At 64.1% G+C, this 26797-nt stretch carries 15 protein-coding genes; 4 read left to right on the plus strand and 11 right to left on the minus strand.

What is annotated here, in order from left to right; translation table 11 throughout:
• Window positions 1-217: 217 nt before the first annotated feature.
• The 7 genes from nrfF to nrfA all read right to left on the minus strand — a co-directional run bounded on the left by nrfF (window position 218) and on the right by nrfA (window position 7935).
• Window positions 218-1408, minus strand: coding sequence for a heme lyase NrfEFG subunit NrfF (nrfF, locus tag I6L48_RS13020; protein WP_216987305.1), 1191 nt, complete (start codon window positions 1406-1408; stop codon window positions 218-220).
• Window positions 1405-1992: a DsbE family thiol:disulfide interchange protein gene (locus tag I6L48_RS13025; protein ID WP_216987306.1), complete on the minus strand. Its 588-nt coding sequence runs from the start codon at window positions 1990-1992 to the stop codon at window positions 1405-1407. The genes nrfF and I6L48_RS13025 overlap by 4 nt, the downstream gene beginning before the upstream one ends.
• The gene (gene nrfE, locus I6L48_RS13030; protein ID WP_216987307.1) at window positions 1989-3944 is read right to left on the minus strand and encodes a heme lyase NrfEFG subunit NrfE; all 1956 of its coding nucleotides are present in this window, start codon (window positions 3942-3944) and stop codon (window positions 1989-1991) included. Before nrfE ends, I6L48_RS13025 begins: the two co-directional genes overlap by 4 nt.
• 173 nt (window positions 3945-4117) lie before the next feature.
• Window positions 4118-5071: a cytochrome c nitrite reductase subunit NrfD gene (gene nrfD / locus I6L48_RS13035; RefSeq protein WP_216987308.1), complete on the minus strand. Its 954-nt coding sequence runs from the start codon at window positions 5069-5071 to the stop codon at window positions 4118-4120.
• Window positions 5072-5158: 87 nt separating this feature from the next.
• On the minus strand, window positions 5159-5851 hold the full coding sequence (gene nrfC / locus I6L48_RS13040; RefSeq protein ID WP_216987309.1) for a cytochrome c nitrite reductase Fe-S protein: 693 nt from the start codon (window positions 5849-5851) through the stop codon (window positions 5159-5161).
• Window positions 5848-6441: a cytochrome c nitrite reductase pentaheme subunit gene (gene nrfB / locus I6L48_RS13045; protein WP_216987310.1), complete on the minus strand. Its 594-nt coding sequence runs from the start codon at window positions 6439-6441 to the stop codon at window positions 5848-5850. The genes nrfC and nrfB overlap by 4 nt, the downstream gene beginning before the upstream one ends.
• Window positions 6442-6492: 51 nt before the next feature.
• Window positions 6493-7935, minus strand: coding sequence for an ammonia-forming nitrite reductase cytochrome c552 subunit (gene nrfA, locus I6L48_RS13050; RefSeq protein WP_216987311.1), 1443 nt, complete (start codon window positions 7933-7935; stop codon window positions 6493-6495).
• A gap of 286 nt (window positions 7936-8221) precedes the next feature.
• Here nrfA and I6L48_RS13055 point away from each other — a divergent pair, with 286 nt between their 5' ends.
• The 4 genes from I6L48_RS13055 (at window position 8222) to I6L48_RS20805 (ending at window position 21959) form a co-directional block, all read left to right on the plus strand.
• Window positions 8222-8578 carry a hypothetical protein gene (locus tag I6L48_RS13055; protein ID WP_216987312.1) on the plus strand — a complete coding sequence of 119 codons (357 nt, stop codon included), beginning with the start codon at window positions 8222-8224 and terminating at the stop codon, window positions 8576-8578.
• A 93-nt stretch (window positions 8579-8671) separates the two neighbouring features.
• Complete coding sequence (locus tag I6L48_RS13060) at window positions 8672-9511, plus strand: retention module-containing protein (RefSeq protein WP_216987313.1); 840 nt, start codon at window positions 8672-8674, stop codon at window positions 9509-9511.
• Window positions 9471-16130, plus strand: coding sequence for an Ig-like domain-containing protein (locus I6L48_RS20800; protein ID WP_254203214.1), 6660 nt, complete (start codon window positions 9471-9473; stop codon window positions 16128-16130). The genes I6L48_RS13060 and I6L48_RS20800 overlap by 41 nt, the downstream gene beginning before the upstream one ends.
• A gap of 15 nt (window positions 16131-16145) precedes the next feature.
• Window positions 16146-21959, plus strand: coding sequence for a type I secretion C-terminal target domain-containing protein (locus I6L48_RS20805; RefSeq protein ID WP_254203215.1), 5814 nt, complete (start codon window positions 16146-16148; stop codon window positions 21957-21959).
• 316 nt (window positions 21960-22275) lie between these two features.
• Here I6L48_RS20805 and glpC read toward each other — a convergent pair whose 3' ends face one another.
• Genes glpC through glpA form a run of 4 tightly spaced genes read right to left on the minus strand, consistent with a single transcriptional unit; the run spans window position 22276 to window position 26615 of the window.
• Window positions 22276-23478, minus strand: a complete 1203-nt coding sequence (gene glpC, locus I6L48_RS13080) for an anaerobic glycerol-3-phosphate dehydrogenase subunit GlpC (RefSeq protein WP_113070167.1) — start codon at window positions 23476-23478, stop codon at window positions 22276-22278.
• Window positions 23479-23529: 51 nt separating this feature from the next.
• Window positions 23530-23667, minus strand: coding sequence for a hypothetical protein (locus I6L48_RS13085; RefSeq protein WP_162726192.1), 138 nt, complete (start codon window positions 23665-23667; stop codon window positions 23530-23532).
• A gap of 1 nt (window position 23668) precedes the next feature.
• The gene (glpB, locus tag I6L48_RS13090) at window positions 23669-24946 is read right to left on the minus strand and encodes a glycerol-3-phosphate dehydrogenase subunit GlpB (protein WP_113070168.1); all 1278 of its coding nucleotides are present in this window, start codon (window positions 24944-24946) and stop codon (window positions 23669-23671) included.
• Window positions 24936-26615, minus strand: a complete 1680-nt coding sequence (glpA, locus tag I6L48_RS13095) for an anaerobic glycerol-3-phosphate dehydrogenase subunit A (RefSeq protein ID WP_113070169.1) — start codon at window positions 26613-26615, stop codon at window positions 24936-24938. Before glpA ends, glpB begins: the two co-directional genes overlap by 11 nt.
• Window positions 26616-26797 lie beyond the last annotated feature (182 nt).

Below are 26797 nucleotides of genomic sequence, written 5' to 3' on the forward strand. Positions count from 1 at the left end.
ATTAGGCCCGATAAAGGGAGTCATAGAGGCCTGTCAGGCCATGCCAGACACGCCACCACGGGGGCGCACTATATGCTGGCGAGGAGCGGGATGACGACTCTTTTTGCACCTTTCGGCGCCTTGGGATGATGAAGGGGTCGTTAATGGCGACCATGGCGATAAAAACGGCGCCCGGCAGGGAAGATGGCCCGCTGCATTATCGCCGTTTTGCCCCGCTTCATCCTCCCATCATCCTTGCGGTCTGAATGGCCTGGATCAGCGCGGCCCGATTGATGCGGGGGCGCTCTTCATCGAGCAGTTGCTGCCACAGCGCAATGGCCTGGCTGTAGCGACCATGCAGGAAGTGATCGGAGGCGAGCAGCATCAGGGCGCTCACCTCGCCCTTGTCCTGTTTGAGCGCACTATCGAGTAGGCGCTGCGCCTCCGGGGTGAGCTGCTGGCCTGCCTGGTAGTAGAGCACGGTAGCCTGGGCGGCCTGGGTCGCCGCGCTGGCCCCCCCTTCTTGCAGGGCGAGGCGCTGGTAGGCGAGCAAGGCGTTGTCGTACTCGTCCCGATAGAGATAGAGCTGACCGAGCGCCGCCCAGCCGTCGAGATCGGCAGGGTTGGCTTGCAGGCGCTGGTGCAGGGCGCCCAGCTCCTTGTCCTGCAGATCCCGCGGGCTCAATCCCGCCAGCGGATCGGGGCGCGACTGATAAGCCTGCCACGCCTGATAGCGGCCGGTGCCGGCATAAATACCGGCCATCAGCGCCAGCAGCAGGCCCCCAAGCAGTATCCAGGAGCGCAGCCAGGGCAGCGGACGGGCGGTGCGGTCCTTGGCCAGCCGCTCGCGCAGGGCCTGTTCGGCAAGTGGGGTGGCGTTGGCGAGGCGGGCCAGCTCCAGCTCCCGGTAGAGGCGGCTGTGGGGGGCAAGCCTCGCCTGCTGCTCGGCCATGATCAGCCGGTTCAGTTCGGCCCTGGGGTCGTGGGCGAGCACCCCCTCGGCTCTGTCGCCGATAAGCGGCACCCGCGCCGGTTGCCGGCGATGCAGGCTCCTGCGCAGGCGATGGAGCGCCAGCAACAGCAAGAGGGCGGGGCCGCCCCACAGCAGCGCCGTGCTGCGCTTGAAGGGGGGATCGTAGCGCACGAAGTCGCCGAATCGCTCCGTCATGCGGGCGATCACCTGCTCATCAGACTGCCCCTCGTCCACCCAGCGGTAGACCTCGAGCCGCAGATCCCGGGCAATGGGGGAGTTGGACTCCACCAGATTCTGGTTCTGGCACTGGGGGCAGCGCAGGGAGCGGGCCAGCTCCTGAGCACGGGTCTGCCGCTCGGGGTGGCGAAACTCATAGGTGTCGACCCCGCTGGCAAGGGCCCCGAGGCTCAAGGCCAGCAAGAGCTGCGCTATCAGGGCGTGGCCGAGACGGCTCATGGCTTGCTCTCCTGCACTTCTCTCTCTGCTTCTCTTTCCACTTCGGGCTGGCTAGCGGTGTTGCTGCGTACCTTTGCAAGCAGGGGGGCAAACTGGCGTTGCCAGATGTCCCGGGTGAGCTCACCCGTGTGGCGGGTCAGCAGGGTGCCGTCGCCGGCGAAGAGATAGGTCTCCGGCGTGCCGTAGACGCCGAGCTCCAGCGCGAGTCGGCCGTCGGGGTCGGTCAGCACGGCGCGATAGGGGTTGCCCGCCTCGGTGAGCCAGGCGCGGGCGGCATCGCCCTTGTCCCGGTAGTTGAGGCCATAGAGGGGCACGGCGCTGGCCAGCTCACCCAGCAGCGGATGCTCGGCGCGGCAGTTGGGGCACCAGCTGGCCCAGACGTTGAGCACGAAGGGCTCCCCCTTGAGCGCCGCGGTGTGGATGGGGGCGCCGCCAAACAGATCGTCACTCTGCCACGCGGGCAGGGTGCGCCCTGCGACGGCCTCATCCTGGCTGTAGGGGTTGTTGCCAAGGCCGAGCCAGAGCAGGGCACCGAGCCCCAGGGTGAGCACGAGTGGCACGAACAGGCGCAAACGGGCGTTCATAAGGACTCCTGTTCAAGCCGAGGGGAGGGGGCAGCAGCTGGGGCAGGATGGTTAGCCAGCAGCGGCCGGCGGGCGAGCAGGCGCAGGGTGCCACCCGCCATCATCAACAGGCCACCGAACCAGATCCAGCGCACCAGTGGCTTGTAGTGCAGCCGCATGGCATAGGCGCCGGGTCCCATCTTCTCGCCAAGCACCACGTAGAGATCGCCAAGCATTCCCCATTTGATCCCGGGTTCGTTCATGTTCATGGTGCGCACGCTGTAGTGACGCCGCTCCGGCGTCAGCCGCGCCACCTCTTTACCGTCTTTATGCGCGCTCAAGGTGATGCGCTCGGCGGTGTAGTTGGGGCCGATGAGCGGCTCGCTCCCCTCATAGCGAAACTCGAAGGCGCCGAGCCGATAGGGCTGGCCTGCGGCGAGTACCGCGCCCCCCTCCTGACTGTGGTGACTCACCTGCGCAATGCCGAGGGCGCACACTGCCACCCCGAGGTGGGCCAGCAGGCTGCCGAGCCGGCTGGCACTCAGGTCGCGAGTCTTGAATGAGACATTGAGCAGCAGGCTCGCGATGAGCCAGAGACTTACCATATTGGCGAGGATGCCGCTCCAGCCCGGGGTCCCCTGTTCGCGATAGGCGAGGCTGAGCAGCCCGCCACCGAGCAGCCCAAACAGCGGCGGCAACAGGGTGTTGAGCCGGGAACGCGCAGCAAGCTGCTGCCAGCGCAGGCGCGGCAGCTGGGTCATCAGCGCCATCAGGCAGAGGGCCAGCGGCACGAAGATGGTATTGAAATAGGGGGCGCCCACCGAGAGCGAGCCCAGATGGAGCGACTGGAACACCATGGGGTAGAAGGTGCCGAGCAGCACGCTGGCGCAGGCCACGCAAAGCAGCAAGATGGTGGCGCCGAGCAGTCCCTCTTTTGACAGCAAGCCGAAGCGGGCGTAGGGGGCGCGAATGTCCGCCCGCAGGGCAAACAGGGTGAGGGCGCAGGTCAATAGCAGACCGAGCAGCAGCAACAGAGTGAGACCGCGGCTGGGGTCGACCGCAAAGGCGTGCACCGAGGTGAGCACCCCGGAGCGCACCACAAAGGTGCCGAGCAGGCTCAGGGAAAAGGTAAAGATGGAGAGCAGCAGCACGGCGTGGCCGTAAGCGCCGCGCTTCTCGCACACCACCAGGGCGTGCAGCAGGGCGGTGCCGAGCAGCCAGGGCAAGAGGGAGGCGTTTTCCACCGGATCCCAGAACCACCAGCCCCCCCAGCCGAGCTCGTAATAGGCCCACCAGGAGCCGAGCACTATACCGGCGGTGAGAAACACCCAGGAACCGAGCGCCCAGGGGCGGCTCCAGTGGGCCACGGCGCCATCGAGCCGACCCGAGTGCAGCGCCGCCATGGCGAAGGCGAAGTTGACCGCAAAGCCGACATAACCGAGATAGAGCAGGGGCGGGTGGAGGATGAGGCCGATGTCCTGCAGCATGGGGTTGAGATCGCGCCCCTCCAGCGGTCCCGGGAACTGGCGGTCAAACGGGCTGGAGAAGATCAGGGTATAGAGGCCGAACAGCCCGACGATCAGCCCCATGATGGCCAGTACCCGGGTGCGGATCAGCGGATCGACCCGCCTGGAGCAAAGGGCCACCAGCGCGCCCCACAGCCCCAGCGCAAAGACGAAGAACAGCATGGAGCCCTCGTGGCCGCCCCACACGGCCGCCAGCTTGAAGCCAAGGGGCAGGGCGCTGTTGGCGTGCTGGGCCACATAGACCAGGGTGAAGTCATCCTGGCCAAAACAGCTGGCGAGCAGCAGCAGGGCTGCCCCGAGCAGGAGCGCGACCAGGAGGGCCAGCGGCTTTGCGCAGCCCAGCAGCGGGCGTGAGGCGAGCCGCAATCCCAGCCAGGGCAGCAGCCCTTGCAGCAGGGCGAGCCCGGTCGCCAGCAACAGTGAGAGATAGCCGAGCTCCGCCAGCACACAACCTCCGGTTCAATCTTTGATGTCATTCATGTCATGCCACACACGCCGCGTCGTCTCCCTTTGGGGGAACACATTGCCAAGCAACGGGTGTGGCATCACCAGAAATTCATTGGGCCAGCAACAAACCAGCGCCAGTCACCCGAGGGTGGCTGGCGCTGGTGAGCATACCTTTAAACTACTGTCATCTGGCCGGCGTAGAGCACGAAGTAGCGCAGCAGCAGGATCCCCACCAGGGTCAGGCTGCAGACCAGCACCAGATAGCCGTTTTTGGCCCGCAGCGGCGCGGGGGCCAGCAGGGCCAGAAACTGGGGCAGCAGCATGCCGATGCCCACCACCCCGAGCCAGAACACCTGAGCCCAGAAGCCGCTGCCGATGGCGGCCCACATGGCTGCCTCCTTCTGGCCGCCACCGAAGTAGAGGCCGGTAAAGAAGCAGACCAGCAGCAACACCTCCACCGCCAGCACCGGCCGCTCGAAGCGGTGGACAAAGCTCACCCCCTGGCTGTGATGGTTCTCCTTGAACAGGATGACCGCCAGCAAGATGGTGGAGGCGATGCCGGAGCTGACGCCGGAGATGAGGAACAGCACCGGCAGCACCGGGTTGTTCAACAGCGGATAGGTCTTGAGCGCCGACAGCAGAAAGCCGGTGTAGGCCCCCAAGAGCACGGCGAGCAGCAGCAAGAGCGGCGCCAGCAGCCGCTCGATGCGGGCGAGCCAGCCAATCAGACCATCCACAAAGGCGAACTTCTCTTGCAGCAGGTGACGGCGCAAGGTCTCGATCTCGGTCCGAAACACCACCGCCAGCCAGGCGAACAGCACCGCCATGTAGACCTGAAACAGCATGACCCCCATCGACATCACGGAGTCGAACTGGTAGTGGAACATCAGCTTCCAGAAGGTCCAGGGGCGGGCCAGGTGGAAGATGAGGATCAGTAACCCCAGCACCACGCTCACCGGCGCCAGAATGGCGGTCGCCTTGATGATGCCGCTCTCGCTGCCGGCCCCCTTGCGGCGCAGCAGCACCGAGAGGGTGGTGGCCCCGGCGGAGATGCCGAGCAGAAAGAGATAGATGGCGATGGGCCAGTCCCACACGAGTGAGGGGAAGTGAAATGCGTCATGCAACATGATCCATTCCTCCTTCTGTTACTGCGGTAGATGGCGATCGGACAAATCCCCACACGAGGGAAGGGAAGTGAAATGCCTCTTGCATCGTCATGACTTTATCTCCCCTTTGGGCACGCGGTACATCTTGGGCGAGGTGCCGAGTGCCTGCTTGTAGCGATAGGTGGTCTCCTTTACCAGCCGTTTGGCGATGGGGCTGTCCGGGTCATTCAGATTGCCGAACACCAGCGCCTTGGTGGGGCAGGATTCCACGCACGCCGGCTCCTTGCCCGCCGCCAGGTTGGTCTTGCGGCAAAAGTCGCACTTGTCCGCCACCTTGGTGACAGGGTTGATAAAGCGCACCTGATAGGGGCAGGCGGCCAGACAGTACATGCAGCCAACGCAGAGATCCGGGTTGACGTCGACGATGCCATCCTCCTTGCGGATATGGGAGGCACCGGTCGGGCAGACGTGCACGCAGGGGGCGTTGTCGCAGTGCTGGCAGGACTTGCGAAAGAAGTGGTACTCGGCATCGGGGAAGGTGCCGATGGGGCCGGAGCGGATGATCTCGAGGCGCGAGACCCCCTCTGGCACCTGATTCACCTCCCGGCAGGCATCCATGCAGGCGGTGCAGCCGATGCAGGCCGTCTCGTCGTGGAGCATGCCAAAGCGTATCCCGTCGATGGTCTGGCTGTGGGCGAGGGTGGTGGCAAGGGAGCGGGTGTTGGCACGAGCAGCCCCCGTCATCATGATGAGGGCCCCCGCGCTCATCCCCGCCATGAAGTGACGGCGAGAGCAGCTCATTGTGCCTCCTTGCCCGAGGTGGTGTTCGCCTTGGCCGCCTTGACGGCCTCATGCTGCTTGCTGTGGCAGTCGACGCAGAGCTTGATGCGGGACTTCTCCGGAATAGCCACCATGGGCTCCTTGGTCGGGTGCAACTGGTGGCAACTGGTGCAGGTGAGCTTGGTGGCGTGCACGTCGTGGGCCCAGAGCGCCTCGCGCAGCGGCTTGGGCTCGTGACAACTCATGCAGACCCCGTTCTGCTCAGCGATGGGGTAGCGCTCGGTGCTCTGTTTGTTATTGAAGCTGTCGCTAAAGCGCATCACGTCCTTGACCCCTTCCCGGTGTTGGGGGGAGGGTTGACCGTGGCAGTTGGTGCAGGTGACCGGCGCCAGGTTGTTGGGGTTGGTCGCCTGGCCGTGCTTGCCGTGCATGCCTTCGACCTGCTCCTTGTGGCAGTCGGTGCAGGCCTTGTCGGCACTGCGCAGAAATTCCACTTCATGTGTAGTCGGTGCCGGGGCGGTTGCCGCATCGGCGGCCTGGCCCTGCAGGCTGGTGAGCAGCATGGCTGCCATCAGCATCAGTCGTAAGAAATCCATCGTTAAATCACCCATAGGAAGCCTCCATCCGGCTGCGGGCCCGACACTGCGGGCCCGCATGCCTCGTCATTGTGCGAGCCGTCCGGCCGCTTTGGCCTCGGCATCCCAGGCGGGGACAGTGGTCTTGAGGAACTGGGCCTTGTCGCTGTTCATCTGCTTCATGTCCATGCCAAGAGCGGCCTGGGCCTTCTCCTTGCTGGAGATGTCAGGAATGGCGATCTCGTGGCTGATCCCCTTGGCGGCCAGCAGGCGTGCCAGCTTGGTGCGGGCGTCGGCGGCCTTGTCCAGGGCGGTTCCCAGCATGCGCAGCGCCACTTCCGGGGCGTGCATCTGCACCCCGTGGGAGGCGATGGAGAAGTCCCAGCGCCATTGGGCGTGACGGATGTCCTGCAGAATGTCCTTCATCTCGGCTTCGGTGGCGCCGGCATCCCAGGCGGCCTTGGCTTCAAAGTGGGCGTGCACCAGCTGCTTCTCGACTTTGAGTTTGATCTCGGTGACGGCATCCTTGCGTTGCTTGACCACCCCTTGCAGCATCTCCTTGCTCTGGGTGTGGCAGTTGCGGCAGGTCTGATCGAAGCGATCGAAGGGGTTGCCTACCTTGTGATCGGTGTAGACCTTGCCCTGTTCGTTCTGCACCTTGGGCATGTGGCAGTCGACGCAGGCGACGTTGTTCTGGCCGTGAATGCCGGCGCGCCAGGTCTCGTACTCGGGGTGCTGGGCTTTGAGCATGGGGGTCCTGGAGAGGGCGTGGGTCCAGTCGGCAAAGCCTATTTCATCGTAATACTGCTCCATCTGCTCCACTGTGGTGCCCTTGTCCCAGGGGAATTTCACCGCCTTGGTCGGGCCGCTGAAGTAGTACTCCACGTGGCACTGGCCGCACACCTGGGACTGCTGATCGAAGCGCCCCTGCTCCTTGAACGGCTTGCCGATGGCGGTCATGGCCCGGTCGGCATAGGGACGGGAGAGGTGCAGGGCGGGCTTGCCCTCCTTGAACTCTTTCGAGGCGGTGTCGTGGCAGTCGGCGCAGCCGATGGTGTTGACGATTTCCGGTCCGCCTTTTGCCCACATCCCCTTGAAGTAGCCATCCTCACCCTTCTCGTCGATGACGCGGGCCACGTCCGGGCCTTTGCAACTCCAGCAGGCCATGGGCAGCGGACCGTCTTCGGCAGTCTTGGGGGCGCCGGTGCGCAGGGTTTCCCGCACGTCGGTCAGCGCATAGAAGTGGCCGCGCGGCTTGTTGTAATCCTTGGAGAAGGGGTAGCCGGCCCAGAGCACCACCATCTGCGGATCTTCCGCCAGGGCGTCGGTGCGCTCGCGGCTCTCGCTGGTGCCTTTCCAGCTGGTGAACTGATCGGCGTGATCCTTGGCGAACAGCTCGCTGCGCGCCTCGATCTTGCCTTTGGGGGCACTGTCTTCTGCCTGCGCCAGACTGCCTGCGCCCAGCAGGGCAGTCAGCAGCAGGGCCGCCAGCCCTGGTCGAAATAGCTTGTCATATGAACCCACGGTCATCACTCCCAGATAAAAAGTCCATGTCGGGCCTGACCGTTCCATCTTGGTGTGGACATCTGTGCTCATCATCGACGGGCATGGCAGGCCGATCCATTGTTATGGCTGCATATAAATTGGTATTTATGCAATTGCTCGGGGGAATAATACCAAATGGGTAAAATGGATAATCATTTATCCCCGTGGGAGTTGCGCTAGATCAATTGAGGGGGGTGAGGGATGCCAAAAGTGCGATCCAGGTGGAATTATTGAACCTCATCCGAGGGTTATTTCCACCCGTTCTCTTTTGATGAAAATAGGTAAAAACGATGTTCATCATGCTGGCGAGGGGAGCAGGGCAAGAGGCTGCGGGCAGATACAGCGCATGACGGGAGAGAGTGAACCGATTTTATTGAATTTAAATTCAATTTTTGGCTTGAAAAAGGAGGGGCGATGCTTCGGTTTTCCATCCCCATGGCCCCTGTCAAGGGGCTCTGTGACAGAAGCTGTCGTAGAAATGGGTGCCAAGAGAGCCATCTATTTTTATAAAAGAGAAATTAAGGACTTTATTCCAGCATATTCGCGTCCTGGTAGCGTGTTATTGAATTTAATAGGACGGTTGGCGGCATTTACTTTCGATATTTTAGAAAATGACGAAGGGTTATAGGGGGTGATTGACGGTAAAATAGCCGCCTGTCACGGAGACTTTCCCTTTACGCTTCATGTGCTGGGAAGTCTGTGTTTACCCGTTGGAGGATATATGGCCGAGCTGCGAATCGATAAACCGACTCTTATTGCCAAGGTGGAGGGCGCTGTGTTTGTGATGGATGCGGACGGCTCTTTGCGCCGTGCGACCCTTGGCATGCAACTGGAGCCCGGGATGCGCCTGCTCACCGAATCCGACGGACAGGTGGAGCTGGCGGAGGCGGGCAGCGAACGCCCCGAGCCTCCCCAGCCCGAGGCGGCACTGCCCGCCGGTGCCGATGCCGAGCTGGCGAGCCTCCAGGAGGCGATCCGCCAGGGGGCAGACCCGACCAAATTGTTTGAAGAGACGGCGGCGGGCAACGCCGGGGCCGGTACCACTGGTGGCGTGGTCGGCTCCAGCGCCGGCGGTTTCGTGGTGGTGGATCTCAACAGCGAGTACACCCTGGCCGAGGCGGGGTTTGACACCGGCCATGAGGCGCGTCAGCCGGGCGACGAGCTGCTCTATGCCGAAGATCAGGATCTGCTGGCGGCCATCACCATCACAGAGCCCCAGACCGACGACAACATCATCAATGCCGACGAGGCGACCGGCGTCATCATCCGCGGCTTTGTCGAGGATGTGGAAGTCGGCCAGACCGTCACCGTCACCCTGACAGATCAGGATGGCAACCGCCTGACCACCACCACAGTGGTGCTGCCCGGCTTCGTCTGGGAGGCAAACTTCGGCGACGTCACCGGCAAACTGGTGGACGGCCCCCTGACCATCCAGGCCGATACCCAGGATGCGGCCGGCAACCGGGCCAGCGACACCGGCCAGACCCTGCTCGACACCATCACCACCATGTACCCTGGATTTGGCGGACGAGAGCGACACCGGCACCAGCCAGACCGATGATCTGACCCGCGACACCACACCGCTGCTGCAAGGGAAGGGGGAGCCTGGCGCTACCGTTACCCTGACCCTGGAAGGCAAGGTGATGGCCGTGCTCACCGTGGATGGCAACGGCAACTGGCAATATCAGATCCCCGATACCCTGGCCGATGGCCCCCATGATTTTCGCGTCGATGCGGTGGACATCGCGGGCAACCGGGCCAGCGACACCTTGACGGTGACGGTGGATACCCGTGCCGCCATCGACATCGACGATCTCGATACCGACAGCATCCTCGGCCATGACAAGGTCACCCTGAGCGGCAGTACCACGGACGTGGAGGCGGGGCAGCGGGTGACCATCACCCTGGTTGGCCAGAATGGCCAGACCCTCCTCAGCGGCAGTGCCCTGGTGGGCAGTGACGGCCGCTGGCAACTGGGAGGCCTGGACCTCTCCAGCATCCAGGGCCCCTACGAGGTACGCGCCGAGGTGACGGATCTGGCGGGCAACCGGGTTATTGACGGGGCTCCCCTCATTGGTCAGAGCGATACCCTGACCCTCTCCGAGGCGGATCTCGCCAAGGGACCGGTGAGTGCCACCGGATCCCTGCACACCGGAGCCGGGCTTGATGGCAACCTGCAGGTGAGTTTTGCCGCCGATCAAGGTGCCCTCAATCAGCTTGGCCTGACCAGCCACGGGACGGCGCTCGCCTACCAGGTCAGCGGCCAGACCCTCACCGCCAGCGCAGGGGGCGTGACCGTCTTCACCCTGACCCTGGCCAACGACGGCAGCTATCGCATCGTCTGGAACCAGAGCCTGGATCACGGCCAGGATAGCCTGAGCCTGCCCTTTGCCCTGGAGTACCGCGACAGCGACGGGGATCGGGTGAGCGCCAATCTCACCGTCAACCTGGTGGACAGCACACCGCCGGACTTCACCATCGCCCCCATCAGCCTCACGGAGGATGATTTCACCAATCCGGCGGCGGTGGTGGGACAGAGCCAGTTCGTGGTGGGCCATCAGTCCGATCCCTTGGTGGCAACAAGTGCCGTCTTCGCGGATCAGAGTGCAACCCTGGCCCGTCTCAACGGCAGCGGCATCAGCAGCGACGGCCACGCCTTGACCTTCGAATTCACCGGCGATCGCCTGCTGACGGGGTATTACCTGGATGGCAATGGCAAGCGGGTCGAGGTGCTGAAGGCCGAGCTGACCGCCAGCCAACATGGCAGTGATATCGACGGCAATGTCACCGTCTCCCTCAATGGGCCTCTGGATCATCAGGGCAGCGACCAGCTCTCCCTCGGGCTCACCGTCTCCGCCAAGGAGATAGACGGCGACGAGACCCGCGCCGATCTGGTTGTCTCCATCAGTGACGGTGTGGATCCCCGCCTTGGCATCGACAGCGGGGTCACCTTACAGGAAGGGGCCTCTGGCCAGACCCTGGATGGCCAGCTGTCGGTCAATGTGGGCAGTGATCGCCTGGTGTCGCTCAACTTCGAGGCGAACCAGCCCGGCCTGAATGGCCTCACCAGCGGCGGCCAGCCGACCCACTATCAGGTCAACGGCAACGTCATCACCCTGCTGGATGCGGGCGGCAAGACCATTCTGATCGTGACCCTGGGGCTGGATGGCAAGTACCAGGTGGTGCTCGACGGCGTGCTGGATCAGCCGGTCAGCACCAACAGCGTCAACCTGGGGCTGCAAGTACAGGGCACCGACTTTGACGGGGACAAGAGCAACCTTGGCACCCTCAATATCCATATCACCGACGGCGTGCTGCCCCAGGTCGACCCCGTCTCCCTCACCCTGGTGGAGGACAGCGACTGGAGCGCAGCCCAGACCCTCACCGGGGATCTGGCCATCACCGCCGGGGCCGATCCCCTGGTCAACATCGCATTCGATGCCAGCCAGCCCGGCCTGCAAGGGCTCACCAGCGGCGGCCAGCCCGTGGTCATCACCATCAGCGGCAACAGCATCAGCGGCGCCGTCAACGGCCAGAACGTCTTCACGTTGACGCTGGATCAGAACGGTCACTATGTCTTTACCTTGAACCAGCCGCTGGATCAGGGGAGCGCAGACAGTCTGCTCAAGGCGGGCTTTACCCTGACCGACAGTGACGGAGATAAAGTCTCCTCCACCCTGAGCGTGGCCATCGGCGACGGTGCCAATCCGGTCATCAGCGCCGTGACCGGCGCCGAGATGACGGAGGCTAACCAGGGGGACGGCGCCGTGGTGAGCTCCATGAGCTTCACCGTGAACCACGGTTCCGATGCCTTGGCGCCCGATAGCCTCAAGTTCGATATCGCAGCCATTCAAGGCAGCCTGGATGGCAAGTACAGCAGCCACGGCAGCCCGGTGACCTTCACCCTGGATGCCAACGGCGAGCTGGTGGGGACCAGCGCGGACGGCCGCGAAGTGCTGCGGGCCGAGCTGGATTTGGTGGAGAGCAACGGCAACTGGAGCGTCACCGCCAAGGTGACCCTGGGGGCCGAGCTGGATCACCAGGGCAGCGAATCCCTCGACTTGCCGCTCACCGTCACCCTGACCGACAAGGATGGGGACAGGGTCTCCACCGACTTGCCGCTCACCATCAAGGATGGCCATGCGCCAAGTTTCGTGGCGGGCAGCGGGGTAGATCTGAACGAGAGCCGCCTCGATGGCAGTAACACCCTGACGGAAACGGGACACTTTACCCTGGAGTCGGGGTCGGATCGGGTGAGTCAGGTCTCGTTCGCCGATCCGGCTTCCCAGCCCCCCCTGATGGCACTGGGTCAGCAGGTGAAATACGAACTGGTGGACGGGGATCCCGCCATTCCGGGCAACCAGATCCTCAAGGGTTATGTGGACGTGAACGGCGCGCGCGTCGAGGTGCTTCAGGTCGAACTGGTGGGCAAGCTGGACAATGCCGCCAGCAACGGCTTTGACTACAAGGTGACCCTGTTCGAGGGGGTTCACCAGAGCGGCGGGGACGGAAAGACGAGTCTGCCCCTCAAACTCGACATCATTGACAGCGACAAGGGGGGCGGCAACAACGACAGCACCACGGGCACTCTGGACATCACCATCAGCGAGGGTGCCAGGCCGATCGTCAACGGGGTGACCATCGACAGCGTGACCTTGAGCGAGGGGCGTTTCGATGGCGCCGCCAATGGTGCGACCGCCGACGATCAGCTCATCACGAGCAAGGTGACGGTACAGGCCTACTCCGACCCCATCGTCGATGTGCGCCTGGTCCTGAGCGGTCAGGTCATGGACATCAACGGCAATCCCGTCACTCACAATGGCGAGACCCTCACTTGGCAGGAGGTGCCTGGCAGCAACGGCCACAGCTTCCAGGCAGTGACTGCGAGCGGCACCCTGGTGCTGAGCGTGACCCTGCCCAATGTGCCCGATAGCGTCGCGGCGCACACCAAGGTGGATTTCGATTATCAGGTGGTGACTCACACCAACCTGGATCACGGTGCGAACGACAGGCTCGATATTCGTGTTGGCATGCAGGTGACGGACAGCGATGGCACCGTCAGCAAGGGCGATACCGTCATCCATGTGACCGATGCCGCCGATCCTCATCTTGGCATCGACAGCGGGGTCACTTTGCAGGAAGGGGCCTCTGGCCAGACCCTGGATGGCCAGTTGCCGGTCAATGTGGGCAGTGATCGCCTGGTGTCGCTCAACTTCGAGGCGAGCCAGCCCGGCCTGAATGGCCTCACCAGCGGCGGCCAGCCGACCCACTATCAGGTCAACGGCAACGTCATCACCCTGCTGGATGCGGGCGGCAAGACCATTCTGACCGTGACCCTGGGGCTGGATGGCAAGTACCAGGTGGTGCTCGACGGCGTGCTGGATCAACCGGTCAGCACCAACAGCGTCAACCTGGGGCTGCAGGTGCAAGGCACCGACTTTGACGGGGACAAGAGCAACCTTGGCACCCTCAATATCCATATCACCGACGGCGTGCTGCCCCAGGTCGACCCCGTCTCCCTCACCCTGGTGGAGGACAGCGACTGGAGCGCAGCCCAGACCCTCACCGGGGATCTGGCCATCACCGCCGGGGCCGATCCCCTGGTCAACATCGCATTCAATGCCAGCCAGCCCGGCCTGCAGGGGCTCACCAGCGGTGGCCAGCCTGTGGTCATCAGTGTCAGCGGCAACAGCATCAGCGGCGCCGTCAACGGCCAGAACGTCTTCACGTTGACGCTGGATCAGAACGGTCACTATGTCTTTACCCTGAACCAGCCGCTGGATCAGGGGAGCGCAGACAGTCTGCTCAAGGCGGGCTTTACCCTGACCGACAGTGACGGAGATAAAGTCTCCTCCACCCTGAGCGTGGCCATCGGCGACGGTGCCAATCCGGTCATCAGCGCCGTGACCGGCGCCGAGATGACGGAGGCTAACCAGGGGGATGGCGCCGTGACCGGCGCCGAGATGACGGAGGCTAACCAGGGGGATGGCGCCGTGGTGAGCTCCATGAGCTTCACCGTGAACCACGGTTCCGATGCCTTGGCGCCCGATAGCCTCAAGTTCGATATCGCAGCCATTCAAGGCAGCCTGGATGGCAAGTACAGCAGCCACGGCAGCCCGGTGACCTTCACCCTGGATGCCAACGGCGAGCTGGTGGGGACCAGCGCGGACGGCCGTGAAGTGCTGCGGGCCGAGCTGGATTTGGTGGAGAGCAACGGCAACTGGAGCGTCACCGCCAAGGTGACCCTGGGGGCCGAGCTGGATCACCAGGGGAGCGAATCCCTCGACCTGCCGCTCACCGTCACCCTGACCGACAAGGATGGTGACAGGGTCTCCACCGATTTGCCGCTCACCATCAAGGACGGCCATGCGCCAGATTTCGTGGCGGGCAGCGGAGTGAGCCTGGATGAGCGTGGGCTCGACGGCAGCAATACTCTGACCGGCACTGGCCACTTCCAGGTCAATGCGGGCTCGGATCGGGTGAGCGAGGTGTCGTTTGCCGACATCAGCGAGCAACCAGCGCTGACCGCGTTGGGCCAGAGCGTCAAATACGAGCTGGTGGACGGCGATGCCAGCATCCCGGGCAATCAGGTGCTGAAAGGCTATGTGGAAGTCAATGGCCAGCGCGTCGAGGTGCTTCAGGTCGAACTGGTGGGCAAGCTGGACAACGCCGCCAGCAACGGTTTTGACTACAAGGTGACCCTGTTCGAGGGGGTTCACCAGAGCGGTGGCAACGCCACCGACCTGCCGTTCAAGCTCAACATCGTCGACAGCGACAAGGGCAGCGGCAACAACGACAGCACCACGGGCACCCTCAACATCCGCATTTCGGAAGGGGCCAACCCGACCCTCACCCTGACCGGCGTGACCCTGAGCGAAGGGCGCTTCGATGGCGCCGCCAACAACCAGACCGGCGATGATCAGAATGCCACCGGCACCCTGACCATCACGGCGGACTCCGATCCCGTGGTGGACATGCGGCTGACCCTCTCGGGCCAAGTCGTGGATGGGAGTGGCAAGGCCATCACCCACAACGGTGAGACCCTCACCTGGCAAGAGGTGGCGGGCAGCAACGGCCACAGCTTCCAGGCAGTGACTGCGAGCGGCACTCTGGTGCTGACAGTGACCCTGCCCAATGTGCCGGGGCGCATCGAAGCCCACACCCAGGCAACCCTCGATTACCAGGTGACGGTACACACCAACCTGGATCACGGTGCCGACGACAAGCTCAACCTGAGCCTGCCGGTGAAGGTGACCGACAGCGACGGCAGTGTGATCACCGGCAGCACCACGGCGGTGATCACCGATGCGGCGGATCCCGTGATCACCGCCATCGAGGGGGTGACCGTCAAGGAGTCAGACCTCAACGGGGGCAGTGGCCAGCATGGGGGCACCAGCCCGTCAGGCACGGGAGAGGTTGCCATCGGCCAGGTGACGATCGCCGCCGGGAGTGACCGGGTGGTTTCCCTGCAACTGGATGTGGCCCGCTTCAACGCCCTCAATACCCTGACGTCGGGGGGCAAGGCGGTCACCATAGGGGCAGACAGCCAGCCGGGTGTCTACCTTGGCAAGGACAGTGCAGGCAAGCTCATCTTCAAGCTGACCCTGGATGTGTCCGGCCGCTACACCTTCGAGCTGACCGGCAACCTGGATCACAGCGTCCAGGGCAAGGATCTGCTGGATATCCAGCTGCCCTTGCAGGCACGGGACAGTGACGGGGATCTGAGCGCCGAAGTGATCGGTCATGTGAGCGTGCAGGATGACGTACCCGTGGCCGTGGACGCGAGCAAGACCCTGAATGAAGGGGCGAAAGTGACCGGCGATCTGCTGGCCACTGCCAGCGAGGGGGCGGATGATGCGGTGGTGAGAGCGGTGACCATCAATGGCACCGAGCACCCCATCGCCGCCACGGGCAACACCACCATCTCGGTGACAGACGGCACGGGGCAGATCATCGGCACCCTGGTGATCAATGCCGAGGGTGACTACAGCTTCACCGCCAAATCGGGCATCGATCACAGCAACAGCACCCTGGTACAGCAGATAGGCTTCCACCTGGTGGATGGCGACGGAGATACCGACGACGGTCTTCTGACCCTGACCATCCGGGACGAGGCGGGCAAGCTCACCGTGAGCGCCGTCACCGGCCAGGAGGATGCGGGGGCGAGCGATCCGAGCTAGGGGATCCCCATCACCATGAACCTGGATGTGGGGGATTTCGATCGGGGCGAGCATGTGGAGCAGTTGCTTATCCAGGCGCCAGCCAACGCCCAGGGCACCTTCTATTTCAACGGCGTCGCACTGACCACCATCACCCAGGGGGGCAAGACCTGGTATGAGGTGCCGCCCGCGGCCATGGTGGCGGTGGCCAACACCGATGACAAGTTCCAGCTCACCGGTGTCACTTTTGTGCCAAACCACGACTACTCGAGCTACAACAACGGAGGCGCTGCGCTGCGCTTCCCGGTGCAGTTGCAGGTGGGGGTCACCGAGGGGAGCAAGCCCCCGGTGCTGACCGGCAATCTGGACATCACGGTGCAGGGCATTGCCGACAAACCCCTGTGGGATGCGGGCAACACGCACCAGCACTACACCGCGGACGAGGACAGCAGCGGCATCGCCCTCAACGTCAAGGCGGGCCTCACCGATACGGACGGCTCCGAGACCCTGAGCTACCAGATAGAGTGGGCCTCCGGCCAGGGCACGCTGACCCTGAATGGCAAGGTGCTCACTCCGGAGGCGAACGGCCTCTATACGGTGGCCGGTGGCGACATCAACAAGGTGACCGTGGTGCCCGGCAAGGACTACAGCGGTGACATCAAGCTCATTGTGACCCCGGTGAGCACGGAGAAGACCCCGGTGGTGACCGGCAAGGAGACGGCCCTCGGCGATCCGCTGGAGGTGATTGTCAACGTAAACCCGCTGGCGGACGACGCCAAGCTGACGGTGCGCGAGATCCAGGGCAAGGAAGATACCCTGATCGATCTGGGCAGCAAGATTGGGCTCGCCCATCTGGGAGACACCACAGATGGCTCCGAGCAGCTGTTCGTGCGCATCAGCGGCTTGCCCGCCGATGCCACCTTGCTGCTGGGTGGGGTGGCGGTCACTCTGGATGCCAACGGCTACTACGAGGTGCCCTATGACCGCATCAATGACCTCAAGCTGCTGCCGCCCAAAAACAGCAACGTCGATTTCGATCTCACCATCAAGGGGGTGGTGAAGGACACCGCCATCCTGACCGATGCCAGCGGCCAGACCCACACCGTGGTGAACGAGAAGGAGACCGGCAGCCAGAGCCTGCACGTGGATCTGGTGGGGGTGGTGGATGAACCCCATTTCGATCTCAATACCACCGACTGGACCCAGGATGGCAACGGCTACAGCATCACCATCCAGGAGGATGGCCGGGCACCGCTGGACTTCAAGCTCACCTCGGGGGAGTGGACGGATACCCCGCTCGATCATTCGGAAACCCTCAACCTGGTGCTGGAAGGGCTGCCGGAAGGGGCCAAGGTATTCGACGGCAGTGGCAAGGAGCTGACCCTGACCTTCGCCGGGCTCGATGACAAGGACAATCCCCTCTATCAGGTGGATGTGACCAGCCTCGGCAACCTGCAGATCCAGCCGCCCCCCAACAGCACCGCCGATCTGCACCTGGTCGGTCACGTGGTGGTGACCGAGAACGACGGCGACCACAAGAGCTTCGACGTGCCCCTCATCATCAAGGTGGAGCCGGCCATCGACGCCACCGACTATGCCAAGACCAGCCATGGCCTGGAGGATCAGTTCACCGTCCTCGACTGGCAGCCTGATCTGACCGACGGCGCCGAGAAGGTGACCCACCTCAGCCTGTCCGGTATCGAACCCGGGTATGAAGTCAGGATCCGCGTGGGCGGGGTCGAGACCCAGCTGACCGTGAGCGGCGGCGCCGTGGACTTGAGCGACGCCGAGCTGCAAAGCCTGCTCGGCGGTGGCCAGCTGCTGGTGAAAGGGCCCGAAGACAGCGACAGGGACACCACCCTCCAGAGCCATGTCACGGTGACACAAGTGGATGTGGACTCCAGCGCCACTGCCCAGAAGGTGATCGACGGCACCCTGCATGTGGATATCCAGGCGGTGGTGGAGCCCGATGGCAACCTGGTGCAGACCGGTCAGCTGGAGAGCCCGGACGGGCACGACATCCCGCTGGACGGCGTCTTCGTGTTCGAGGATCTGGACCCCAGCAGTGATGAGGTCATCGACTACCTGGTGATCAGCGATCTGCCCCCCGGCTTCGTGGTGGTGGGGGGGATCAACGACGGCCAGGGCAACTGGACCGTGCCCCATGACGCCCTCGGCAGCTACGCCTTGCGCTCGCCGGATGGCTTCACCGGCACCGTCACCTTCAAGGTGAGCGCCAGGGTGATCGACCTTGGCGACAACAACGAGGGGGATGTGAGCGCCCCGGCCTATCGGGAGATCACCGCCAGTGCCGACTTCCATGGTGCGACCCACTCGGGCCAGGTGGCCGCCGATGTCGATTTTGACAACAGCGCCCCCATCACCGGGGTGGAGGATCACGGCGTCAACTTCGGCAGCCAGCTCAAGCAGATGGTGACCCTGGGCACGGCGGACAGCGGGGATGACGAGCTCAGCATCGTCATTACTGGTCTCCCCCCGGGCGTCAACGTGCAGGGGCTCACCTTCGACTTCGTTAACGGCGAGTACCTCATCAAGCTGCCGGGCGGCCTCGATGATCTCGACCGCCTGACCCTGACCCTGCCGCAAGACTATGCCGGTGACGGTCTGCACTTCAATGTGCGCCTGGTCAACACCGACACCGTGAGCGGTGACACCAAGATGGTGGAGAAGGACGTCACCCTCTCCATCACCCCGGAGGTGGACATCAACGGCGGGGCGGATGGCCTGCCCGAGCTGCAACTGAACGTGAAGGACGTAAACGGCGACGGCCAGCCTGACAACCTGGAAGACACCGACATTCATCTCGATCTCTCGGTCAAGCTCGCTGACATCAGCCCCTCGGTGGCCGATGGCGGTCTCGAGACCGTGGAGTGGGTGGTCGTGACCGTGGATCCTCAATATGGTCACTTCCTCGACAAGAACGGCCAGCCGGTCGCCACCCTCACGGTGAACGACCCGGCGGACCTCAAGGATCTGGTGTTCGTGCCCAAAGAACACTTCAGCGGCAAGGTGCCGCTGGCGGTGACGGTGGATATTCTCGATACCGCCACCACGGGCACGGATCGGGGGAGCTGGAGCGGCAACGTGAACTTCGAGGTGCTGCCGGTGAACGATCCGGCCAACCTCACGGTCCAGAACGTCACGGGCCAGGAAGATGGCAGCGTGAGCCTGGGGGGGCTGGGGGCCAGCCTCATCGACAACGATGGCTCCGAGCAGATCGTCGGGTTGCAGATCAAGGGGGTGCCGGATGGCTTCACCCTGTCCGCCCCGGCGGTCAACAACGGCGGCGGGGTGTGGCAGGTGCCTGTGGGCACCGACTTCTCCAAGCTGACCCTGATCCCGCCTGCGGACTTCAGCGGCACCGTGGATCTGACCCTGAGCGCCTTCACCCTGGACAAGGGGCTGACCCTGCCCCTTGAAACCAGTGCGGGCTTCACCGTCACCGTCAATCCGGTGGGGGATGCGGTCATCACCGACATGCAGGAGCAGGCGAGCGGCACCGAAGGGGATGTGATCACCCTGAACCTGGGGGTGGAGACCCGGGATACCCAGGCCACCGGCGGCAATGCCGGCAATGTGCACGAGAACGGGCCCGAGCAGGTGCGCGTCACCCTGGAAGGGGTGCCGGACGGGGCAGAAATCCGCCTGCCGAGCGGGGTGAGCGGCACCGTGGTGGATCTCGGCGGTGGCCGCTGGCAGGTCACCACGGATGGGGGCAAGCTCGACGCGGTGGAGCTGGTGACCCATGACGCCAACGGCGCCATGGCGATCAAGGTGACGGCCCAGAGCCTGGACAACGGCGCCCTCGGCCCGGAAGTGAACGGCACCATCCATCTCGATGTGAGCCCGGTCAACGACGCCCCCGTCAACGTGCTGCCCGATGATCCCCAGGTGGCCCAGGAGGACGAGCCGTTCGTCATCCAGGGTCTGCAGGTCAAGGACGTGGATGCGGGCAACGGCATCATGGAAGTGCGCCTCTCGGTGGAGCACGGCACCCTGACCCTGCCGGCCGGGAGCGGCGTGACCCTGACCGGCAACGGTACCGGCGATGTGGTGCTGACCGGCACGCTGGCGGATCTCAATGCCCTGCTCTCGGGCGGCGTCACCTATCAGGGCGACCCGGACTTCCATGGCAATGACGCCTTGACCATGGTGACGGACGATCGGGGCAATACCGGCAGCGGTGGCGCCCTGAGTGACACCGATGTGCTGCCCATCCTGGTACAACCGGTCAACGATGCCCCCGTCAACCAGCTGCCGACGACGCCTCAGGTGGCGCAGGAAGATCAGCCCTTCACCATTCACGGGCTGCAGGTGAGCGATGTGGATGCGGGCAACAGCCCCCTCTCTGTCACCCTCTCCGTGCTGCACGGTACCCTGGAACTGGCGGCGGGCAGTGGCGTGACGGTGAGCGGCAGCGGCAGCAACACCCTGGTGCTGAGCGGTTCCCAGGATGCCATCAATGCCTTGCTCGCAGGGGGCGTGACCTATCAGGGCGAGCAGGACTTCAATGGCCAGGATGCCCTGACCATGGTGACCAATGATCTTGGCAACACCGGCAGCGGTGGCCCTCTGAGCGATACCGACGTGCTGCCCATCGAGGTCGAGCCAGTCAATGATGCCCCTGTCACCCAGGTGCCGGGCTCATTGCAGGTGAAAGAGGATGGCTCCCTGTCGCTCACCGGGATCAGCGTGAAGGACGTGGATGCGGGCAGTGCGCCCATCTCCATGGTGCTGCGGGTGGAGCACGGTGTGCTGACCCTGCTGGGGGCGGCAGGCGCCGTCTCGGTGCAGGGGGCGGGGACCAGCGTGGTGACCCTGGTCGGGTCGCTCGATGATCTCAACGGCCTGCTGGCAGGCAACCTGCACTACGAGCCAGCCAGGGACTTCTGGGGTCAGGACAACCTGAGCATCACCACCTCGGATCAGGGCAATACCGGTGCCGGTGGCGTCCTGACCGACAGCGCCCAGATTGCCATCCAGGTGACGGCCGAGCCGGACGATCCCCAACTGGGGGTCGGCACCCACGATATCCTTGCGTTGCAAGGGGCCTGGGTGCCGCTCAACCTCAGCGCCAGCGTGGTCAATCCGGCCCCGGGTGAGCTGTCGGTGCGGATCCAGAACCTCGGCAGCGCCCAGGTGGTGGACGAGCACGGCCAGAGCGTCGGCCACGCGGATGGCAATGACTGGTTGCTGCCGATGGACCAGTCCGTGCCCATCTACCTCAAGGATCTGCCGGCGGGGGATCATGCCCTCACCCTGAGTGCCGAATCCAGCCTGGGTGGCAGCACCCTGAGCTCGGCCACGGAGACCATCACCATCCACAGCCAGAGCGGTCACGATCTGCTGGGCTCGGATCAGGGGGACTGGCTGTTCGGCTCCTCCGGCAATGATCGCCTCCTGGGCGGCATGGGAGATGATGTGCTGCGGGGCGGTCAGGGCAACGACATCCTGACCGGTGGCGCCGGCAGCGATCTTTTCGTGTGGGGCAGTGGCGACGAGGGGACGACGGCCTCTCCGGCGATAGACACCATCACCGACTTCCGTCCCCAGGAGGGGGACAGGATCGATCTGGCGGACCTGCTCAAGGGGGTGACCGACAACAGCGTGGATGGCCTGCTGGGTCATCTCCAGGCATCGGTGACCAGCACCGGCAATGGCCTGAGTGACGTGAGCCTGTCGGTCTCCCCGGCGGGGGATGGCAATGTCACCCAGCAGATCACCCTGAAGGACGTGGATCTGAGTGGCTGGAACCTGAGCGGCTCCTCCTCTCACGACATCCTGCAATCCATGCTGGATCAGCACAGCCTGATCATCCAGCACCCCTGATGGGGTGAGATGATGCAAAGAGCCGGCGAATGCCGGCTCTTTTTTTGGCTGAATATGCTGGCTTGATGTTTTCTGGTGGTGGTAATGGGAGATGGATTTTAACGGGGTGGGTGTTGTTGCTGCTTTTCACTGTGTGGGTGGTTCAAACAACCAAAGGAATTCGCCGCCCGGGCCTCCCATCGGGCTGCCCGGGCGGCGTCAGGGCCTTGCCGCGCCGATCCCGGTCAATGCCGGCCAGAGGGGGCGCTGACATTGACCGGGGCGTGTCGCCTCCAAGCCGGTGCACGTGATGATGGGCGGACCGGGGGGATGGCGGTCAGGCCAGCGCCCGTGCCAGCAGGTGCACCGGGTGTTCGCAGCGAAACGCCGTGCTCATCTCGATCTGCCACTTGCAGGTCTCGCAGTCGGTGATGACCAGATCGGGTTTGAGCCGGTTTATCTGATCAAACAGCCCCTGACCGATGGCCTGGCTGGTGTCGTAGTTTTCCGACTTGAAGCCGTAGGTGCCGGCGATGCCGCAGCACTGGGAGTCCAGCACCGTCACCTTGACCCCTGGGATGGCCCGCAGCAGCTCGAGGGTGTAGATGACGCCCCCCATCTTCTCCAGGTGGCAGGGGGTGTGGTAGGCGATGTGCAGATTGAGGGGCTTCATGGCCGGTTTGTTGCCCCGATCGAACTCGTTCCACAGGAAGCGGGTCACCAGGGAGATGCGATCCCGCACCTTGTGGTTGTCCTGCTCCAGCAGGTGGGGATATTCGTCGCGCAGGGTGAAGCCGCAGGTGGAGGAGGTAGCCAAGAGCGGCATCTCGTTGCCAAGCAGGGTGTTCTCCAGCTGCTGGATGTTGAAGGCCGCCTGCTGCCTGGCCTTGTCCATGAAGCCGTTGGCAATCAGCGGCACGCCGCAGCACTTCTCCCGCGCAAGCAGCTGGACACCGATGTTCATGGCGTTGAGCACCTGCACCAGCTCCTTGCCGAGCTGAGGGTGGTTGTAGTTCACATAACAGCCGTGGAAGTAGGCGATCTGGCGCGCAAAGCGGGCCTGAGTCGTTTTCTGCTTCTTGTACCAGCCGCGGAAGGTGCCCTGGGAGTACTTGGGCAAGTCCCGGTGGGAGGAGACCCCCAGCGCCTTGTCCAGCACCTGCTTCATCGGCTTGAGGCCGGTGGTGAAGTTGACCACCGGGGCCATCAGGGTGGACATGCTGCCCATCAGATCCGTGTGGGAGAGCACGAACTCGCGGATCCCCGGTTTGAAGCCGCTGTACTGGTGCTTGGCCTTGGCGATGATGTCGCCGATGCGCACCCCGCTCGGGCAAGCCACTTCGCAGCGCTTGCAGTTGGTGCAGTACTTGAGGGCGTTGTCAAAGAGCTCGGGGCTCTTGATGCGCAGCCGCTCCCCATCCGGGCCCGCCTGCTTGGGGCCGGGGTAGGCCGGGTTGGCCTTGGCCACCGGGCAGTAGGCGGTACAGACGGTGCATTTGATGCACTGATCGAAAGTCTGGTTGGCATGATCCAGTAGCATGTCAGTTCTCCTCCCGTTGGGGTTGAAGGCACGGGATATGGGGCGAAATCATCATTGGGCTGAACTCAAAATGTGACCGGCGACCTGCCAGCCGGTGGCGACCGCGACACCTGAGCCAGAGCCCTCCATGGATTGGGCATCGTCGTGGGCCAGCACGCTGTGTCGTTGGGGTGGGAATATGTGATTCATCTCAGCCCTCCGCCAGAATATGGCCAGCGGCTTGCCAGCCGGTGGCAACGGCCACGCCGGAGCCGGAACCTTCTTTAATGGGGTCATAGTGCGCCAGCACGCTGCCCGCGCCGTAAAGGTTGGTGAGGGGCCTGCCGCCGCGCAGCACCCGCAGCCGCTCGTCGGTCTTGACCCCGAAGCCCATGAAGGGGTGGTGGTCGAACAGGCGGCGACCGGCCCAGGCGTCGCGCTCGGCAAGGCTCAGTACGTCGGCATCGAAGATGGGTTCACGAATGCCTCCGAGGCGCGACTCCAGTCCGCGGCTGAAGAAGCTGCCGGAGGCGAGCACGAAGTGGTCCGCCTCGAACAGCTGATCGTCGCCATTCTGGCTGTGCACCCCGATCACCTTGTCGCCGTCATAGCGGGCGCCCAGCACCCGCTCGCTGGTGAGGAAGGTGCCGCCAAGGGCCATGAAGCGGCGCTTGAGGGCCTCCTGCATCCGCATGCCGATAAGCGACGGCGGCATGGTGGCCACCTCCTTGATTGTGCAGCCGGTGCGCCGTTCCAGCTCGCTCAGACGCGGGCCGACCAGCCCCAGCGACAGGCAGGCGGGCAGCACGATATGGCGACAGCCGGGCACGCCGCATTCCTGCACCATGCGGCTGATCTCGCGGGCCAGATCCGCCAGCAGGTCCTGCTGGCCAGGCCCCTGCTTGTCGAACAGGCGGGCGATGTCGGCGGAGCGAAACTCGTGGGGATTGCGGCTGAACTGGGCGAGCTGGGGCAGGCGAATTTCCCCGGTCAGGATGCGGCTGTGGGCAAAACGGGCGTGGGTCGCGAGATTCGCCGCCGCGAGCGCCGGGTGAAAATCGCGAAACCCTTCCAGGGTGGCGAGCAGGATGGCGTCGGGAGCGGGGGCATCAGTCACGCAGGCACAAGTGTCGGGGGAGAGCCAGGTGGATTTCAGGGTGCCGATGGGGGTCAGGCGATGGTGGTTGTGCTCCTGGCGCATCAGGGGCAGCCCCTCTTCTGCGCAGTGGCGTTGCAGATCGGCCAGACTCCCCTCGATATTCTGCATGCCTACTTTGCTGTAGGGGTGATCCGGATGGGCCGCCATGAAGGCGGGTAGGGCGGCGCGGGGATCTCCCTCGCTCTCCAGCAGATCCACCGAGCCGGAGGAGAAGTGCAGGGCGCTCTGGCCGGAGGCCATCAGCAGGGTCTTCTGGCCGGCCTCGGCCAGGCGCAGGGCCGCCGAGAGGCCCGCCATGCCGCCGCCGATCACGATGCTGTCAAATTTCATGGCTGCGCTCCTTGGTGGAATTTGCGGTGCTGGCATCGAGCGGGAAGGGGGGCTCGCTCACCAGGTGGGGGGCCGTCCACTCGCCAAGGCCGAACAGCCCCTCGTAGATCCAGTAGGTAAATTCCGCTTCCCGCAGGGCATCGCCCCACAGCACGGGCCGGGTGCCCTTGTAGCGCTCCTCCAGGAACTGGCGCAGCATGATGCAGGCCTGACGACCGTCGGCCTTGCCGTACTCCTGCATCAGGCCGGCGGCGCGATAGGCGCACAGCTCCCCCTGACAGGGGCCCATGCCGAGGCGGGTGCGGCGGCGCAAGTCCACCAGGTTGTCCACGTCGAGCTCCCGCAGGGCATATTCAATCTCGCCCGCGGTCACCATCTCGCACTCGCAGATGAGGGCGTTGGCCTTGGGGTTGTCGCGGAAAAAGGCGATGACCCGCTCGCCGTGGCGGTACTGGGCCGAGCCTTCGGCGGGTACCGAGAGGCCGGGGGCGGAGACCTTCTCCGGATCCCGCGAGCCGGGCAGGCTCAGCTCGGCGGTGCGGCAGGGCTTGCTGTTGCCCAGCTTTTTGGCAAGCAAGTCGGTGGCCCATTCGGCCATCAGCCGGTAGGTCATCAGCTTGCCGCCTGTGATGGTGTTGAACCCCTGGAGGCCGTCACGTTCGGCGTGATCCAGCAGCACGATGCCACGGCTGATGTTGCGGCCGGACTCGTCGCCATCCACCGCCACCAGGGGGCGCACGCCGGCGTAGGCCCGCAGCAATCGGGTGCGGGCCATGATGGGGGCCAGTTTTATCCCCTCGCGCAGCAGCACCTCCACCTCTTCGGGCTCGACGGTGAGCTGGTCAATCTTGTGGTAATCGATGCGACTCGACGTGGTGCCGATGAGGGAGATGGTATCGCCCGGCACCAGGATGTCCGCGTCCGCTGGTTTGCGGGCGCGGTTGAGCACCAGCTGGTTGATGCGGTAATCCATGATGAGCAATGAACCCTTGGCCGGGAACATGCGGATGCCGAGATCGGCGTACTCGCAGATCTGCTGGCCCCAGATGCCGGCGGCGTTGATCACCTCCTGGCACTCCACCTCGAACGCTTCGCCGGTGCGGGTGTTGATGGCCTTGACCCCGTGCACCCTATCCTGGGTGCGCAGCAGCCCCAGCACCTTGCTGTGAGTGAAGATGCGGGCGCCGTGCTCCTTGGCGTCCAAGACGTTGGCGGCGGCCAGGCGGAAGGGATCGACCGTGCCGTCCGGCACCTGGATGGCACCGATCAGCGCCGGGTTGACGTTGGGTTCAAGGCGCAGCGCCTCGGCGGGATCCAGCTGGCGGGCGTCGATGCCCGCCAGGGCGCAGGCGTCCATGAAGGTAGTTTGAAAATGGATGTCATCTTCCGGCAGGGTGATGAAGAGGCCGCCGGTGTCCTCGACGCAGTGGCTGGCGATCCGCTTGAGGATGCGGTTCTCCTGAATGCACTCGCGGGCGGACTCCTGATCCGTCACCGCGTAGCGGGCGCCGGAGTGGAGCAGGCCATGGTTGCGGCCCGTGGTGCCGGCGGCGATGTCGTCCCGCTCAAGCAGGATGCAGTCGATGCCGCGCAGCGCGCAATCGCGCATGATGCCGGCGCCGGTGGCGCCCCCCCCTATGATGACGACTTGTGTGGTGATTCTTTTCATTCTTGCCCGTCTCATCTCTTCCAGATGAGGCCAGTGTGGCGCCTTCACGACGTAAAATGTTTGATATGGGCCAAATTAATGTTCGTAAACGCTCATTGAGTGTGAGGGGATGAGCGAAATGTGATGAACCTCACGTCACCGTCGAGGCGGGGCAGGGGGAAGCATGGCGGGGAAAAGAAGGC

The organism is Aeromonas sp. FDAARGOS 1418 (assembly GCF_019048585.1).
Lineage (GTDB): Bacteria > Pseudomonadota > Gammaproteobacteria > Enterobacterales > Aeromonadaceae > Aeromonas > Aeromonas caviae.